We start from the raw sequence: 15,369 nt of genomic DNA on the forward strand, positions 1-15,369 counted from the left end.
CTGATCACGCCCCGATGACCTGTTGGAACTTGCCCTCGTACTCCTTCTCCTGCTTCTCGTCCAGGGCCATGAACACCTTGGACTTCGACAGCAGCGCCTCGTCCGGAAAGATCAGCGGGTTGGCGGCCAACTCGGGGTCGATCTTCTCCATCTCGGCCTGAGCGCCCTTGACCGGGCAGATGTAGTTGACGTACGCGGCCAGCTTCGCCGCGACCGCCGGCTCGTAGTAGTAGTTGATCAGCGCTTCGGCGTTGCCCTTGTGGGTGGCCTTGTTGGGGACCATCATGTTGTCGCTGTAGAGCATCACGCCCGAGTCCGGCGCGACGAACCGTACCTTCTCGTCCTCACCGGACAGTTGGATGACGTCGCCGGACCAGCCGATGCACGCGGCGATGTCGCCCTTGGCCAGGTCGGGCGCGTAGTCGTTGCCGGTGAACTTGCGGATCTGCCCGGAGTCGACTGCCTTCTTGAGCTTGTTGAGGGCGTCGTCGAACTGGGCGGCGGTGAAGTTGGCCGGGTCGTGCCCGTTCGACCCGAGCAGCAGGCCCATGGTGTCGCGCATCTCGCTGAGCGCGGTCACCTTGCCCTTGAGGTCGGCACGGGTGAGCAGTTCGTCGACGGTCCGCAGTTCCTTCGTGACGTTGCCGTTGTACGCCAGGCCCGCGAGGCCGGACTGCCACGGGATGGAGATCCGGTTCTCGGTGTCGAAGGGGCGGTTGAGCAGCGACGGAAGCAGGTTGGCCTGCACGTTCGGGATCTTCGCCGGGTCGAGCTTCTGGATCCAGCCGAGCCGGATCATCCGGGCCGCCATCCAGTCGGTCAGCACGATGATGTCGCGGTCGGTGCTCTGACAGGCGGCAAGCTGGTTCTGTACCTTGCCGAAGAACTCGTTGTTGTCGTTGATGTCCTCGGTGTAGGTCACCTGGATGCCGGTCTTCGTGATGAACTCGTCGAGGCTCGGCCGCTTGGACTCGTCAGCGTCGTCAACGTCCATGTACTGCGGCCAGTTGGCGAAGGCGAGTTTCTTCTCGGTGCCGGAGAGGTCCTCGCTGACGCAACCAGCCTCGGTCTGCTGTGCGCCCTTGGTGCCGCAGCCCGCGAGGCTGCCGCCCATGGTGAGCAGGGCGGCCGAACCGAGAGTGCCGGTGAGCAGTCCACGCCGGGAGAGGGGCCGGAGGGGAGTACGCATGACGACTCCTAGGGGTCATCGTCGGCGGGCGGGACGGGGGAGGCACGCCGGCGGGAATGTCGGGAGGGTCAAGTGCCATGGACGACTGATCCTGACATGAGGTGACCTCCCTTACAAGGGATTCCGTTGCGGGAATAGCGATGTACGACGAAATACGCCAGACTACGCCGGGATACACGCGCGACATCACGATTCGGGACATGGGGAGCGGGCAATGACAAACCGGCAGCACGAGAACAGCAACGGCGGTCGACGCGTCGCTGTCCGTGAAGGCGCCAATCACGCTCTGCTGGATGACGTGGCCAAGCAGATCATCGAGCAGCTCCAGGAAGACGGCCGCCGCCCGTACGCGACGATCGGCAAGGCGGTGGGGCTGTCCGAGGCGGCGGTCCGCCAGCGGGTGCAGCGACTGCTCGACTCCGGCGTGATGCAGATCGTGGCGGTGACCGATCCGCTCCAGCTCGGCTTCAACCGGCAGGCAATGGTCGGCCTACGCACCGACGGCGACCTGGAGGCGGTCGCGGACCGGCTGGCCGAACTGGACGAGGTCGACTACGTGGTGATCACCGCCGGGTCGTTCGACCTGCTCACCGAGGTGGTCTGCCGCAACGACGACCACCTGCTGGAGATCCTGCAACGGCTGCGCGCGGTGCCCGGGGTGCTCTCCACCGAGGCGTTCGTCTACCTCAAGCTGCGCAAGCAGACCTACACCTGGGGTACGGCCTGACGCCCCGGTTTCACCGCACCGACGAACGACGCCCAGGCGGATCCCCGCCTCAGACCCACCCCTCCCGACCTCCAGCCCGCACGTTCCCCGACCCAAGACCCACCCCTCCCAACCTCCATCCCGCGCCTCCCCGGCCCCGCGAGGCCCCCTCCCCCGCGAGGCCCCCTCCCCGCGGTTGATCCACTCGACTTCACCGATATCGCGGTATCCACCACGTCCGGACACCGCGTTTTCAGCGAACCGGTGTGGATCGAGCCGGCGGCCGAGGGAGGCACCACCATCGGGCAACCCCTATGGAGCTGATGTCGCAAACGATTCGGCGATGGGCAGGGCAAACCCGGAAGGACAGCGGACACCGAACCAGGGCCCACCTCGACGGGCAGCCGTGATGTCGCAGCCGATTCGCCGATCCGCAAGGCGAACCCGGGAGGGCAACGGGCGACGAGCCGGGGCCCACCCCGACCGGCAGCCGTGATGTCGCAGTCGATTCGGCGATCCGCAAGGCGTACCCGCAAAGAGCAACGGACACCGAACCAGGGCCACCCCGACGGGCAGCCGTGATGTCGCAAGCGATTCAGCTCCAAAGGCCGCCAGCAGCACACGTCCACCCCGCCGCCCGATGATCACCCGGGCGGGCAGCAGTACGGATTCCGTTGCTGCTGTGACGCCTTCACACTGAATCCGTCGCCAACTGACCGTGGAACCGCCGATAACACTTGCCCTAGAGGTCTCGGCTGTGCGATAACCGTTGGCAGAGCGGCCGGCCTCACCCCTTTGACCGGCCCGACGACCGATGGGGCTGACATGGCCAACGCCACCGACCACCTCTGGATGCACTTCACCCGGATGGCGAGCTACTCCGCCGGTGAGGTGCCGACCATCGTGCGCGGCGAGGGAGCGTACGTCTGGGATGCACAGGGCCGCCGCTACCTGGACGGGCTCGCCGGGCTCTTCGTGGTCAACGCCGGCCACGGCCGCACCGAGCTGGCCGAGGCCGCCGCCAAGCAGGCCGGCGAGCTGGCCTACTTCCCGCTCTGGTCGTACGCGCACCCGAAGGCCGTCGAGCTGGCCGAGCGGATCGCCGCGCTCACCCCCGGCGACCTCAACCGGATCTTCTTCACGACCGGCGGCTCCGAGGCCGTCGAGGCGGCGTGGAAGTTGGCCCGCGCCTACTTCAAGCGCACCGGGAAGCCCAACAAGTACAAGGTGATCAGCCGCTACATCGCCTATCACGGCACCTCGATGGGCGCCCTGTCGATCACCGGCCTGCCCGGCATCAAGAGCGACTTCGAGCCACTGGTGCCGGGTGCGATCAAGGTGCCGAACACGAACTTCTACCGGGCGCCCGAACACGGCGACGACCCCGAGGCGTTCGGCCGCTGGGCCGCCGACGAGATCGGGCGGGCCATCGAGCGGGAAGGCCCGGACACGGTCGCCGCGGTCTTCCTTGAGCCGGTGCAGAACTCCGGCGGGTGCTTCCCACCACCGCCCGGTTACTTCGAACGGGTACGGGAGATCTGCGACGCGTACGACGTGCTGCTCGTCTCGGACGAGGTGATCTGCTCGTGGGGGCGGTTGGGTGAATACTTCGGCGCGGTGCGCTACGGCTACCAGCCGGACATCATCACCACCGCCAAGGGCATCACCTCCGGCTACGCCCCGCTGGGCGCGATGATCGCCAGCGACCGACTGATGGAACCGTTCCTCACCGAGACTGGCATGTTCGCCCACGGGGTTACCTTCGGTGGGCACCCGGTCTCCTGCGCGGTGGCGCTGGCCAACCTGGAGGTGTTCGCCCGCGAGGACCTGGTCGGGCACGTACGCGCCAACGAGGACGCCTTCCGCGCCACCCTGGAGAAGCTGCACGACCTGCCGATCGTCGGCGACGTCCGCGGTGACGGCTACTTCTACGGCATCGAACTGGTCAAGGACAAGACCACCCGGGAGACCTTCACCGAGGCCGAGTCGGAGCGCCTGCTGCGCGGCTTTCTCTCCACCGCCCTGTTCCAGGCGGGCCTCTACTGCCGGGCCGACGACCGGGGCGACCCCGTCATCCAGTTGGCCCCACCCCTGATCGCGCAGCAGCAGCACTTCGACGAGATCGAGCAGACCCTCCGCGCAGTCCTGACCCAAGCCTGGACCAAGCTCTAACCCCACCCACCCCCACCCACCCCCACCCCCGCCCCCGCCCCCGCCCCGTTGATCATGAAGTTATTGCCACGACACGCCGAGGGGCGGGGCAATAACTTCATGATCAACGCCGGAAGGAAGGCGCGGCCGGCCGGCCGGGCCGGAAGGGGGCGCGGCGGGTTGGTGGGCGTGGGGGTTAGTGGTTGGGGGGGATTACTCGGAGGTGGCCTCGGCGGCCGGTTTGGTGGGGATTCTCGGGACGGCTCTGGTCCGGCTCCGGGGGGCGGGGGGCCGGGCGGGCGGCTTCGCGGACCGCTTCGGCCAGCGCGACCAGGTCGTCCGTTGTGGGCGGCGGCGGTTCGAACTCGCCCTCGTGCCGGACGACGTCCCAGCCGCGCGGCGCGGTCAGGCTGCGGGCGTGCGGCTCGCACAGGTCGTACGTGTGCGGCTCGGCGAACGCCGCCAGCGGCCCCACCACCGCTGTCGACTCGTTGTAGACATAGGTCAATGTGGCGACCGCTTGCCGGGGGCAGCCGTTACGAGAGCAGCGCCGTGGTGACCTCACGTGCGGCAGGGTATCTCCATTACCGGGTCCGGCGCATCGCTTCGCGTTGCGACACGCCCGTCATGGTGATCACAGTCGAACGTTCTGGGCGCGCCGCGCCACGGGAGCGGCGCTGCCGCTGACCAGCCCGGCACGGGCGCTACCCTTTGCCTCATGACGAGCCCGGAACACCGCCGCCCCGCCGCTGGTCGGCGTGGGCATCGTGACCGGCACGGGCGCGGCCTGCGCGGGCGGCTGGTTCCGGCCACCGTGCCGCTGGCGCGGACCAAGGCCGAGGTCTTCGACGACCTGGTCCTGGACACCGTCGAGACGCTGGAGCGTCGGTTCGCCAAGGAGTTGGCCGGGGTCGAGTTCGCTGTCGAGGACGTCCCGCCGGACTTGAACGTCTACGACTCGGACGTGCTGGAGGACGGCGAGGTCCCGTTGGCCCGGCTGCTGCCCGGGCGCCCAGGCCGGCAGGAGGTGCCGCCGCGGATCGTGCTGTACCGGCGGCCCCTGGAGTTCCGGGCGATGGACCGTGAGGACCTCGCCGATCTCGTCCATGACGTGATCATCGAACAGGTGGCGAACCTTCTCGGGGTCGACCCGGACGAACTCGCCTGAGCCGAGCCCGACGGCCGACCGCGCGGGAAGCGGACGGTCGGGCGGCCCCCGCCGCCCCGACCTCAGGCCGCCCCCCGGCAGCCCCGCCCCGACCCGCACACCCGCCGAGGCAGCCCTCGCCTCGACCCTCGAACCACGCCGGCCCGTCGAGCCACGCGCAGGCAGGCCCGCGCACCGCTCAGGCGGCCCGCCGCTTCAACTTGCGCCGCTCCCGCTCGGAGAGCCCACCCCAGATGCCAAACCGCTCGTCGTGACCCAGTGCGTATTCGAGGCACTCGGTCTTGACCTCGCAACGCGAGCAGATCCGCTTCGCCTCGCGGGTCGAGCCGCCCTTCTCGGGAAAGAACGCCTCGGGGTCGGTCTGCGAGCACAATGCCCGCTCCTGCCACTCCGGCGCGTTTCCGAGCAGGTCGGCCACCTCAAGCTGGCCGTCCATCAAATGCCTCCTTGTCGCGCACCGGCGTCATCGCCGCTGCAACCCCCCACGCGAAAGGCGTGCTTGTCCGTCCCGTCCCGTTTTGTTGCGTTCCGCGCGAACAACCCCATTCAAATTACACGCGTGTAATGCGTGCGCCGTCAAGCCAAACTTGATAATGGAGTCGCCCTCCCGACACCCCCGGTCGGCCACTCGGGCCGTCCAGCCTCGCAACCTGCCCTATCGATTCAGACCCCGGCCGAGTAACGCCCTCTCCGGCGAGTTGCCCGACTTTTCTGCCGTGGCGCTTCTCCGACGAGTCCATGACCGGCCGGCACCAAAGATCGTCACCCCTAAGCTGATCTTGGGTGGGGGACAGGTTAACGCGGTGCGGCGCAGACCGCCCGTCCAGCCTTGGACAGCACTCGCGCCCCGTCCACAATGTGGACGGGGCGCGGTGGTGAAACAGGTGCGTCGAGGTCAGCCGGCGACCCCGAAACCGCTGCTCGGCCAGACAAACTCGGCCACCGCTCCACCATGGACGGTGACCGTGCCAGCAGACGTGTGATCATCCCACCAGACGGTATAGATCCCGCTCGGCAGATCGGGATAGACCGCGCTGTGGAACGAGCCGTCGCGGACCAGGCGCTCACGCACCGCCGAGTGGACCCGCCGGTCGTCGTCGCGGCTGATCTCGATCTCCCGACCGTGCAGGTCCCGACCCGTGTAGACGATCAGGGCACCGGTGTCGCCGCCCAGATCGAGGACGACGGTCCCCGTCTCCGTCGGCCCGTACGCGTGCTCGTGCATCCGCGCTCCCCGCCCCGTTCAGGACGCCGCCGACGGGTTGTTGAACCCGTCGTACGGCGTACCCAGGTAGGGGAAGTTTCCGAGGAACGGCGCGGTCACGTCGGCGGAGCTCAGCCCCGGGGTGACCGCGGCGGCCGCCGCGTCCGGTCGAAATGTCTTGTCCACCAACGGGACGGTGACCCCGGCGATGGCCCGCAGGGCGATGCTGACCACGTCGTCGCCGACCCGCCGCCCGTTCGGGAACCCGGCCAGGTCACCGCCGAGCACCCCGAACCGGTCCGGGCGCCTGGTCGGCGGGATCGCGGTGTTCAGTCGCAGCATGTCGGCCTGCACGTCACCCGTGGTGTTGGTGAAGCCGTCGATCAGCCCGGCCGGCACGCCGGTGAGCAGGATCGCCACCAGGTCGGCCCGGGCCTTCTTCGTCTTGTTGAGCTTGTCCAGGTTGGGAAAGACGTCCGGGTAGAGCGCCGGCAGCAACGCGGCCAGCTCGGGCTGCTCGACGAACGGGGCGAACCGCTTGTCCTCCGACGGCGGCAGCGAGTTCCACAGGTCCTTCTTGGACATCGGCACGACGACCTCGTTGAACAGTGGATTGCCCAACCGCGAGACCTGGGTGAACGGGCCGGTGCTGGTGTCCGCCGCGCCCCGGTCGCCGAGCACCCGCACCTGCCGGCGCGACGCCGACGTCCACACCCCGATCACCGACGCCCGATCGCCGGCACCGTAGCGGTTGGCGCGCCGACGGACCCGCTCCATCGGCACCTGCACGGCGATGCTGTGCACGTTCATCCGGTCGGTGGCGTTGACCGGCTCCCCCTCGGCCTTGAAGATCTTCTTCCCCGCGACGTGCAGTTGCTGGAACGGCCGCAGCGTGCCCAGGTCGAAGATCGCCCCGAGGTCGACGAAGAACCCGTCGGCGCGCTGCCCGGCGAAGACCCGCTCCCCGGTGGAGAGCGAGTAGGTGGCCTGGCGCACCAGGTCGGCGTACTTCGGAGTGGACAGCGGGCCGACGTTGCACGGCGGGCACTGCAGCTTGTGCGCCAGCCGGTGCTCGCGGCCGTCGGCCACCCGGGTCAGGCTGTAGAACTGCCGCCGGTTCCAGTTCCTGCTGTCCAGCGAGTCGATCGGACCGGTGTTGTAGAGAAAACTGTTCGGGTTGGTGATCTCGGTGGTGAATTCGAACCGGTAGGTGACATCCGGACGACCGTCACCGTCGTTGTCGATATGGATCTCGTAGCGCACGTCGTCGCCGAACTCGAAGAAGTTCGGGCCCCCGGAGGGGAGCTGCAGCGGCACGTAGTTGGCGATCAACGTGACCGTGTCGCGTTTGTCGGGGCTGACGAACGCGTACAGGTCGGAGCTGTCGGCGACCGGATCCTTGGCTATCTCCGGGGCCTCGCGGTGGGAAGACATGACGGACCAACCTCACTGGGCGGGGACAGGATGGCGGGGCGGAAGGTGGGGTCAGCGCCGGGCGGCGCGCCGCAGCCGGTCCGCCAGGCCGCGGTCGCGTACCTCGATGCGCCTCTCACCGACGAAGACGTCCATCGTCCCGGAGTCGGCGTCACGCAGGTGCACGACGATCGGTTCGTCGGCGCGTCCGGCCGCGCCGGGGGCGTTCTGCGCGGCCGACAGGCCCGGCACGGTGAGCGCGGCCGCACCGAGGGTGGCGCTGGCCGCGGCGGTCAACGTCTGCCGGCGGGTCAGTCGCGGCCACTGCCGCTTCCGCTGATCACTGGTCATGGGCAACCTTTCCGGCGGTGGCGCGAACGCGCCCGCGGAGACGGACGGGCCGGTGCCGTCTCGCGACGCCGCCGGGCCCCTGAGGGGACACCGGCGGCGGTCCTCGCCGCGACCGCCACCGGCATCGCGTGGTACGGCCGGTGGCGGGGAAAGGTTCGACGTCAGGGCCGGGCGTGACCGTACGCAGTCGACCGCTTGCGCGCCGGACGACCGGCGGCCTTCGCGATGGCCCGCAACTGCTCCTCGGTACGCGCCGAACCGTTGTCGGAGCCGGCCATCCGGGAGATGGTCTCCTCCATCAGCGTGCCGCCCAGGTCGTTGCAGCCACCCTGGAGCATCGCCACGGTGCCCTCGTCGCCGAGCTTCACCCAGGAGCACTGGATGTTGTCGATCCGGCCGTGCAGCAGCAGCCGGGACATGGCGTGCACCACCCGGTTCTCCCGCCACGTCGGCCCCGGGCGGGCGATACCCGCCAGATAGATCGGAGCATTCGTGTGTACGAAGGGCAGCGCCACGAACTCGGTGAACCCGCCGGTGCGGTCCTGCACCCCGGCCAGCACCCGGAAGTGCGCCAGCCACTGCCCGGGGTGGTCGACGTGGCCGTACATCATCGTGGAGCTGGACCGGATGCCCAGCTCGTGAGCGGTGCTGACCACCTCGACCCAGGCGGCGGCCGGGAGTTTGCCCTTGGTCAGCACCCAGCGCACGTCGTCGTCGAGGATCTCGGCGGCGGTGCCCGGAATGGTGTCCAGCCCGGCCTCGCGCAGCTGGAGCAGCCACTCACGGATCGGCACCCCGGCCTTCGCGGCGGCGGTGACGATCTCCATGGGCGAGAACGCGTGCACGTGCATCTCGGGCACCCGGGCCTTGATCGCGCGCACGATGTCGGCGTACCCGGTGACCGGCATCTTCGGATCGATGCCGCCCTGGAGGCACACCTCGCTGGCCCCGGCGGCCCACGCCTGCTCCGCCCGGTCGGCGACCTGCTCGACGGAGAGCCGGTAGGCGTCGGCGTCCCGCTCACGCTGCGCGAACGCACAGAAGCGGCAGCCCACGTAGCAGACGTTGCTGAAGTTGATGTTGCGGTTGACCACGTAGGTGACGTCGTCGCCGACCGCCGCACGGCGCACGTCGTCGGCGAGGCGGCACAACTCGTCGAGCGCCGGCCCGTCCGCGCCGAACAGCGCCAGCGCGGCATCGGTGTGCGCGGGGTCGAGCAACGCCGCCGGATCGTCGGCGGCGAGCCGCAACCCGGCCGTCAGGTCACGGTCCGCGCCGACCCCGGCCGACACCGGGGGTACGCCCGCCCGGCGGGCGGTCGCCTCCGGGGTGACCTTGCCAGCGACCTCGGACCAGTCGCCGTAGACGCTGTCGAAGTCGCCGCGCCGGTCGTCGGTACGGCCGGTGGTGTCGATGGTGGCGTGCAGGTCGACCCGCCCGCCGAACACCTCCTCCGGCTCCTGCCACGGTCGTCCCTGCGGCATCGCCGACTCGACCGCCATGCCCGTCGACGGATCGGCCAGGGCGCCGACGTGCGGCAGCAGCCGGGGATCGAGCCACGGGTCACCCGCGCGCACGTACTCCGGGTAGATCGTCAACCGCTCCCGCAGCGTGAACCCGGCCAACTCGGTGTGCCGGGCCAACTCGTCGATCTGCGGCCAGGGACGCTCCGGGTTGACGTGGTCGGGGGTGAGCGGGGAGACGCCACCCCAGTCGTCGATGCCGGCGCGCAGCAGCAGGTCGTACTCGCCGGCGATCAGGTTCGGCGGAGCCTGGATCCGGGCCTTCGGGCCGAGCAGCAACCGGGCCACCGCCACCGTGGCGGCCAGATCGTGCAGCTCCGCGTCCGGCATACCGCGCATCGCCGTGTCCGGCTTCGCGCGGAAGTTCTGCACGATCACCTCCTGGAGGTGGCCGTACTCCCGGTGCGCGCGGCGGATCGCGAAGAGCGCGTCCACCCGCTCCGCCGGGGTCTCCCCGATGCCGATCAGGATGCCCGTGGTGAACGGCACCCCGACCCGGCCCGCGTCCTCAAGCACCCGCAACCGGACCGCCGGCTCCTTGTCCGGTGAGCCGAAGTGCGGGCCCCCCGGCTCGGACCACAACCGCGTCGCGGTCGTCTCCAACATCATGCCCATGCTCGGCGCGACCGGCTTGAGCCGTTGCAACTCCGACCAGGACAGCACCCCGGGGTTGAGGTGCGGCAGCAGCCCGGTCTCCTCCAACACCGCCACCGCACACGCCCGCAGGTAGTCGAGGGTCGAGTCGTAACCGCGTTCGTCCAGCCAGGTCCGCGCCGCCGGCCAACGCTCCTCCGGCCGGTCACCCAGGGTGAACAGCGCCTCCTTGCACCCCTGCGCGGCACCGGCCCGGGCGATCGCCAGGACCTCGTCGCGGTCCAGGAACGGCGCCGGCAACCGGTGCGGCACCGTCGCGAACGTGCAGTAGTGGCAGCGATCCCGGCAGAGCCGCGTCAGCGGAATGAAAACCTTCTTGGAGTACGTGACCACACCCGGCCGCCCGGCGTCGCGCAGCCCGGCGTCGCGGACTCCCCCGGCGAGCCGCAGCAACTCGTCCAGCGCGTCGCCACGAGCGGACAGCAGCGCGGTCGCCTCGTCGACATCCAGCGCCCGCCCGTTCGCGGCCCGGCCCAGGGCCCGCCGCACGCTCGCATCGCTCGGGCCGGAGTGGGTGCGATCAACCATCCACTCACCCTATGCGCAGCCCGACGCCACCCCACCAGTCCCCACCGAGCCCCGCGCCGTGCCGTGCTCCGTGCGCCACCCCCGCCCCGGGCGCACGAGCCCCACGTCGCCCCGTCGATCAAGGAGTTGTGGTGGGTGACAAAGCGTCTCGTAAAGCGCGAATCCGGCACCACAACTCCATGATCGACGGAGTTGTGGTGCCGGAGCTTCGCGATCTTGCGGTTTGTGTCCCGACTTAGGGGACATCTCACTCGTTTCGACTACCGAAAGTGCAAGATCGGCGCGGTGTTCGGGTCAGCGGGGCTGGTCGGGGTGGTCGTTGGGCTTGATGTGTTGGGTGCGGTCGTTGTTGGGGTCGCTGGGGTTGGAGATGACCTCGGTGGGGTCGGCGGACTGGCGCGGGATCGCCTGAGTGGGGTCGGCCGACGGCGGCTGCCCGAACGGCGGCGCGGCCGGGGACGGCGGCGCTGACTGGGGGGCCGGGTTCGCCTGAGGCGCGGACTGCGGCGCCTGGAACGGCGGGGCGGACTGCGGGTGCGGCGGCGCGGACTGCGGGAACAGTGGGGCGGACTGCGGGGACGGCGGCGCGGACTGCGGGAACGGCGGGGCCGACTGCGGGGCCTGGAACGGCGGCGACTGCTGGCCGTACTGGCCGGCCTGCGGGTAGCCACCCGGCTGACCAGCCTGCGGGTAGCCACCCGGCTGACCGGCCTGCGGGTAGCCGCCGGGCTGGCCGGGAGCGGGCCACCCACCCTGCGGCTGGCCGCCGGGCTGACCCGGGGCCGGCCAACCGCCCGGCTGCTGTGGCCAGCCCGGCTGGGGCTGCCCGTAGACGCCCGGCTGCGGCTTGGCTCGCGGCACGTAGTAGTGGGCACGCCAGATGGTGTAGACGACCCAGGCGGCGACCGCGAAGATCACCATCCAGGCGAACCGGGTGAGCACACCGAGCAGCGCGTCGAACACCTCGGCCTCGGCCAGCCGACCCACCGTCCAGATCAGCATGGTCAGCGTGCCGAACAGTGCGCTGACCGCGTACTCGACGAGAGCCGCCTGCGTGATCAGCTTGGCCTTCGGCAGCACCGGCGAGATGTGCGTGGCCAGCAGCACCGCCAGCAGCGGGAGGCCCACCGCCTCCACCCCGACGAACGCGTAGAAGGCGCTACCCGCGCGGTCGGTGAAGGAGCCGTAGTCGTTCGGGGCGATCAGCCGGAGCAGGCCCACGAAGAGGAACACGGCGTTGGCGCCGAGCAGCGCGAGCGCGGCGAGCTCCCGTAGTGGCTTGGTCAGCTGGCGGGCCTGCGTCGCGTCGGCGGACGCGGGCTCGGCGGGGCTGGTCACGAGCTCCCCCTCGGGGCATCAACGGACAGGTGACCGTGAGCCTAGTCTCCCGGGCCACCTAGGGATCGGAGGCGTCACGTGCGCGAGGATGGTCGACATGCGCATCGTGGTTCTGGCCGGCGGCATCGGCGGCGCCCGGTTCCTGCTCGGCGTCCGGGCGTACGCCCGTGACGTCGGCGCGGAGGTGACCGCCGTTGTCAACGTCGGCGACGACCTGTGGTTACACGGGCTGAAGATCTGCCCTGACCTGGACAGCGTCATGTACACCCTCGGCGGGGGCGCCGACCCGGAACGGGGTTGGGGTCGGGTCGGCGAGAGCTGGACGGTCAAACAGGAGTTGGCCGCGTACGGGGCGGAGCCGACCTGGTTCGGCCTCGGCGACAAGGACATCGCCACCCACCTGGTCCGCAGCACCATGCTCAACGGCGGTTACCCGTTGAGCGCGGTCACCGAGGCGCTGGCCAGCCGCTGGGAGCCGGGCGTACGTCTGTTGCCGGCGACGGACGACCGCCTGGAGACCCACGCCGTGGTCCAGGACGACGAGGGTCAGCGGGCGATCCACTTTCAGGAGTGGTGGGTGCGGTACCGGGCCGACATCCGCACGCACCGTTTCGTGTTCGTGGGCGCGGAGACGGCGAAGCCGGCACCGGGGGTGCTGGACGCGATCGCCTCGGCCGACCTGGTGCTGATCGCGCCGAGCAACCCGGTGGTGAGCGTCGCGCCGGTGCTGGCCGTACCGGGGCTGCGTGCCGCGGTGGCGGACGGCCCGGCGCCGGTGGTGGGTGTCTCCCCGATCATCGGCGGCGCGCCGGTGCGGGGGATGGCCGACCGCTGCCTGGCCGTGCTGGGTGCGGAGTGCAGCGCGGCGGGGGTGGGTCGGCTCTACGGCGGCCGGGCGAGCGGCGGTCTGCTCGACGGTTGGTTGGTGGCCGAGGAGGACGCGGGGACTGTGGTGCCCGAGGTGACGGTCCGCGCGGTGCCGCTGCGGATGACCGACGAGGCGGCGACGGCGGCCATGGTCCGCGCCGCGGTGGAGTTGACGTGAGGCTGGAGATTCTGCCGGTGCTCGGCATCGGCCACGTGACCGAGGGTGACGATCTGGCCGCGATGATCGCGACTGCCGCCCCGTGGCTGCGCAACGGTGACGTGCTGGTGGTGACCAGCAAGATCGTTTCCAAGGCGGAGGGGCGGCTCGTCGACGTGCCGGCGGACGGCCCGGAGCGGCTGGCCGCCCGGGACGAGGTCCTGGCCGGTGAGACCGCACGGGTGGTGGCCAGTCGGGGGGCGACCCGGATCGTGCAGACCCACCACGGCTTCGTCATGGCCTCGGCCGGGATCGACGCGTCGAACGTGGACAAGACCCAACTGGTGCTGCTGCCGGTCGACCCGGACGCCTCGGCGCGGGCTCTTCGGGACGCGCTTCTGGAGCGCTACGACCTGGACCTCGCCGTGATCATCAGCGACACGATGGGCCGACCCTGGCGCAACGGGCTCACCGACGTGGCGCTCGGGGTGGCCGGGATGCCGGCCATCCGGGACCACCGGGGCGAGGTCGACCCGTACGGCAACGAGTTGCAGTTGACCCAGATGGCCGTGGTGGACGAGCTGGCGGGTGCCGGCGAGCTGATCAAGGGCAAGTGCGATCAGGTTCCCGTCGCTGTGGTGCGGGGCTATCTGCCGGCCAGCGACCCGGACGACGCCGGTGGCGCGCGGGCGCTGATCCGTGACGCGGCGCAGGACCTGTTCTCGCTCGGTACCGCCGAGGCCCGCGCCGCCGGGCTCGCCGACGCCGCCACCCTGACCGACGGTCCGGGCCCGACACCGGCCGACCTGACCGCGGTGCGACGGGCGATCGACGCGGTCGCCGAGGTGGTCGCCCCCGGCACGGTCTTCACACTGGTCGACGAGGCCGAGGTACGCGCCGGTCTGGTCGCCGAGATGCCCGGCTGGCCGGACGGCGCGGACCTGCTGCTCGGCTCGGCACCGACGCCCGTCGAGCCGATCGGTCTGGTTCGTTTCGGCGCCGATCTGCACCGGCTGCGCGTCGCCCTGGCCGCCCAGGGCGTCGGGTCGACGCTGTTGCCGCCACCGCCCGGCAGCCCGGCGAGCGCAGCGCTCGCCCTCTAGAGCTGGCCGGGTCACGCGTCCAGCATGGCCCGGCCCAGCGGGGTCAACGTGTGCAGCACGCTGTTGCGTTCACGGTGGCTGACCAGCAGACCGGCGTTGCGCAGGACCGTGGCGTGCTGGCTCGCCGCCGCCGGTGAGATGTTGAGCTGGCGGGCGACCTCCCCGGTGGTGCAGCCCTCGTCGCTGGCCTGCAACACCGCCGCCCTGGTGCGACCCAGCAGCGCGGCGAGTGATTCGCGGGCGGCACCGGACGCGGCGTCGGAGTCGGCGGAGACCAGCGCGCCCAGCCGGTCCACCGGGTAGACCAGCACCGGCGGCAGCGCCGGGTCGAGCAGCGCGACCGGGGTGGCAGCGCAGAAGAACGACGGCACCAGCAGCAGCCCCCGGCCGTCCAGGTGCATCTCCCTGGTGTGCGGGTAGCCGCGAACCTCCAGCACACCGCCCTCCCAGCGCATCGCCGGGCGGAGGCTGGCGAGCAGGCCCTCCACGCCGCCGTCGAGCAGCGCCCGCGCCCGCCGCGTCCGGTCCGCCGCGACCGCGGCCTGGATCCGGCTCCAGTACGGGCTGATCGCCAGCGACCGGTACTGCTCCATCGACTCGGCGAGATGGTGCAGCGCCGACAGCTCACCGCGGGCGAGTGCGGCCGCGGAGGAGGGCAGCTGATTCTCGGCAGCCAGCACGCTCAGGTCCCGGTGCAGCAGCTCGGCGGGGGTGCGGCGAAGCGCGTCCAGCCCGGCCTCGAAGCCCTCGACGCTGGCGTACGGGGTGAGGAAGTCGGGGAAGTAGCCACGCGGCGGGTTCAACGCGAAGAGCAGGCGGAGCTGCTCGGAGGCGGAGTCCTGACGCAGATCCCGGGCCACGCTGCGTCGCCAGTTGGCGGTCAGCGGATCGCGGGTGCGGCCGCGCAACACGTGCAGGCTGAGGACCAGCTCCCAGACCGGGTCCGCCGCCGGCGCCACCCGGGTCCGGAGGATGTCCTCCCCAGAAAAGTGGATCTTCAGCATGGAGCGCTCCTGT

At 70.6% G+C, this 15,369-nt stretch carries 14 protein-coding genes; 5 read left to right on the forward strand and 9 right to left on the reverse strand.

Annotated elements, in window-relative coordinates; translation table 11 throughout:
• Positions 1–4: 4 nt before the first annotated feature.
• Positions 5–1,189 carry a polyamine ABC transporter substrate-binding protein gene (locus ACZ6NZ_RS19725; RefSeq protein WP_366610403.1) on the reverse strand — a complete coding sequence of 395 codons (1,185 nt, stop codon included), beginning with the start codon at positions 1,187–1,189 and terminating at the stop codon, positions 5–7.
• 214 nt (positions 1,190–1,403) lie between these two features.
• Between ACZ6NZ_RS19725 and ACZ6NZ_RS19730 the strand changes: the two genes are divergently transcribed.
• Both ACZ6NZ_RS19730 and ACZ6NZ_RS19735 read left to right on the forward strand, forming a co-directional pair.
• Entirely contained in the window at positions 1,404–1,916 is a 513-nt protein-coding gene (locus ACZ6NZ_RS19730) for an Lrp/AsnC family transcriptional regulator (protein ID WP_366610401.1), read from the forward strand.
• Between the two features lie 804 nt (positions 1,917–2,720).
• Complete coding sequence (locus ACZ6NZ_RS19735) at positions 2,721–4,067, forward strand: aspartate aminotransferase family protein (protein WP_465859446.1); 1,347 nt, start codon at positions 2,721–2,723, stop codon at positions 4,065–4,067.
• A gap of 175 nt (positions 4,068–4,242) precedes the next feature.
• On the opposite strand, the gene ACZ6NZ_RS19740 is transcribed toward ACZ6NZ_RS19735, so the two are convergent.
• On the reverse strand, positions 4,243–4,611 hold the full coding sequence (locus ACZ6NZ_RS19740; protein ID WP_124822852.1) for a DUF3499 domain-containing protein: 369 nt from the start codon (positions 4,609–4,611) through the stop codon (positions 4,243–4,245).
• Positions 4,612–4,764: 153 nt separating this feature from the next.
• Here ACZ6NZ_RS19740 and ACZ6NZ_RS19745 point away from each other — a divergent pair, with 153 nt between their 5' ends.
• A complete protein-coding gene (locus ACZ6NZ_RS19745; RefSeq protein WP_366610397.1) occupies positions 4,765–5,214 on the forward strand; it encodes a metallopeptidase family protein in 450 nt (149 codons plus the stop codon).
• Between the two features lie 178 nt (positions 5,215–5,392).
• On the opposite strand, the gene ACZ6NZ_RS19750 is transcribed toward ACZ6NZ_RS19745, so the two are convergent.
• From ACZ6NZ_RS19750 to ACZ6NZ_RS19775, 6 genes are all read right to left on the reverse strand, one after another.
• Complete coding sequence (locus tag ACZ6NZ_RS19750) at positions 5,393–5,650, reverse strand: WhiB family transcriptional regulator (protein ID WP_007455784.1); 258 nt, start codon at positions 5,648–5,650, stop codon at positions 5,393–5,395.
• A gap of 459 nt (positions 5,651–6,109) precedes the next feature.
• Positions 6,110–6,439 (reverse strand): phospholipase, encoded by a 330-nt coding sequence (locus ACZ6NZ_RS19755; RefSeq protein WP_366610395.1) that lies wholly within the window; start codon positions 6,437–6,439, stop codon positions 6,110–6,112.
• A gap of 18 nt (positions 6,440–6,457) precedes the next feature.
• Entirely contained in the window at positions 6,458–7,852 is a 1,395-nt protein-coding gene (locus ACZ6NZ_RS19760) for a DUF4331 domain-containing protein (RefSeq protein ID WP_465859447.1), read from the reverse strand.
• Positions 7,853–7,903: 51 nt separating this feature from the next.
• Entirely contained in the window at positions 7,904–8,182 is a 279-nt protein-coding gene (locus ACZ6NZ_RS19765) for a hypothetical protein (protein ID WP_355005597.1), read from the reverse strand.
• Positions 8,183–8,343: 161 nt separating this feature from the next.
• Complete coding sequence (locus tag ACZ6NZ_RS19770) at positions 8,344–10,887, reverse strand: bifunctional FO biosynthesis protein CofGH (RefSeq protein WP_465859448.1); 2,544 nt, start codon at positions 10,885–10,887, stop codon at positions 8,344–8,346.
• A 294-nt stretch (positions 10,888–11,181) separates the two neighbouring features.
• The gene (locus ACZ6NZ_RS19775) at positions 11,182–12,225 is read right to left on the reverse strand and encodes a hypothetical protein (protein ID WP_465859449.1); all 1,044 of its coding nucleotides are present in this window, start codon (positions 12,223–12,225) and stop codon (positions 11,182–11,184) included.
• A 97-nt stretch (positions 12,226–12,322) separates the two neighbouring features.
• Between ACZ6NZ_RS19775 and cofD the strand changes: the two genes are divergently transcribed.
• Entirely contained in the window at positions 12,323–13,270 is a 948-nt protein-coding gene (gene cofD, locus ACZ6NZ_RS19780; RefSeq protein WP_465859450.1) for a 2-phospho-L-lactate transferase, read from the forward strand.
• Positions 13,267–14,352 (forward strand): coenzyme F420-0:L-glutamate ligase, encoded by a 1,086-nt coding sequence (locus ACZ6NZ_RS19785; RefSeq protein ID WP_366610388.1) that lies wholly within the window; start codon positions 13,267–13,269, stop codon positions 14,350–14,352. The genes cofD and ACZ6NZ_RS19785 overlap by 4 nt, the downstream gene beginning before the upstream one ends.
• An 11-nt stretch (positions 14,353–14,363) precedes the next feature.
• Here ACZ6NZ_RS19785 and ACZ6NZ_RS19790 read toward each other — a convergent pair whose 3' ends face one another.
• Positions 14,364–15,356, reverse strand: a complete 993-nt coding sequence (locus ACZ6NZ_RS19790) for an ArsR/SmtB family transcription factor (protein WP_465859451.1) — start codon at positions 15,354–15,356, stop codon at positions 14,364–14,366.
• Positions 15,357–15,369 lie beyond the last annotated feature (13 nt).

It is taken from the genome of Micromonospora sp. NPDC047756, assembly GCF_055587245.1.

Excerpts from the sequence above, each read along its gene's own strand:
- ACZ6NZ_RS19725 (WP_366610403.1), bottom strand. The coding sequence starts at position 1,189 with ATGCGTACTCCCCTCCGGCCCCTCTCCCGGCGTGGACTGCTCACCGGC.
- ACZ6NZ_RS19730 (WP_366610401.1), top strand. The coding sequence starts at position 1,404 with ATGACAAACCGGCAGCACGAGAACAGCAACGGCGGTCGACGCGTCGCT.
- ACZ6NZ_RS19735 (WP_465859446.1), top strand. The coding sequence starts at position 2,721 with ATGGCCAACGCCACCGACCACCTCTGGATGCACTTCACCCGGATGGCG.
- ACZ6NZ_RS19745 (WP_366610397.1), top strand. The coding sequence starts at position 4,765 with ATGACGAGCCCGGAACACCGCCGCCCCGCCGCTGGTCGGCGTGGGCAT.
- ACZ6NZ_RS19750 (WP_007455784.1), bottom strand. The coding sequence starts at position 5,650 with ATGGACGGCCAGCTTGAGGTGGCCGACCTGCTCGGAAACGCGCCGGAG.
- ACZ6NZ_RS19755 (WP_366610395.1), bottom strand. The coding sequence starts at position 6,439 with ATGCACGAGCACGCGTACGGGCCGACGGAGACGGGGACCGTCGTCCTC.
- ACZ6NZ_RS19760 (WP_465859447.1), bottom strand. The coding sequence starts at position 7,852 with ATGTCTTCCCACCGCGAGGCCCCGGAGATAGCCAAGGATCCGGTCGCC.
- ACZ6NZ_RS19765 (WP_355005597.1), bottom strand. The coding sequence starts at position 8,182 with ATGACCAGTGATCAGCGGAAGCGGCAGTGGCCGCGACTGACCCGCCGG.
- ACZ6NZ_RS19770 (WP_465859448.1), bottom strand. The coding sequence starts at position 10,887 with ATGGTTGATCGCACCCACTCCGGCCCGAGCGATGCGAGCGTGCGGCGG.
- cofD (WP_465859450.1), top strand. The coding sequence starts at position 12,323 with ATGCGCATCGTGGTTCTGGCCGGCGGCATCGGCGGCGCCCGGTTCCTG.
- ACZ6NZ_RS19790 (WP_465859451.1), bottom strand. The coding sequence starts at position 15,356 with ATGCTGAAGATCCACTTTTCTGGGGAGGACATCCTCCGGACCCGGGTG.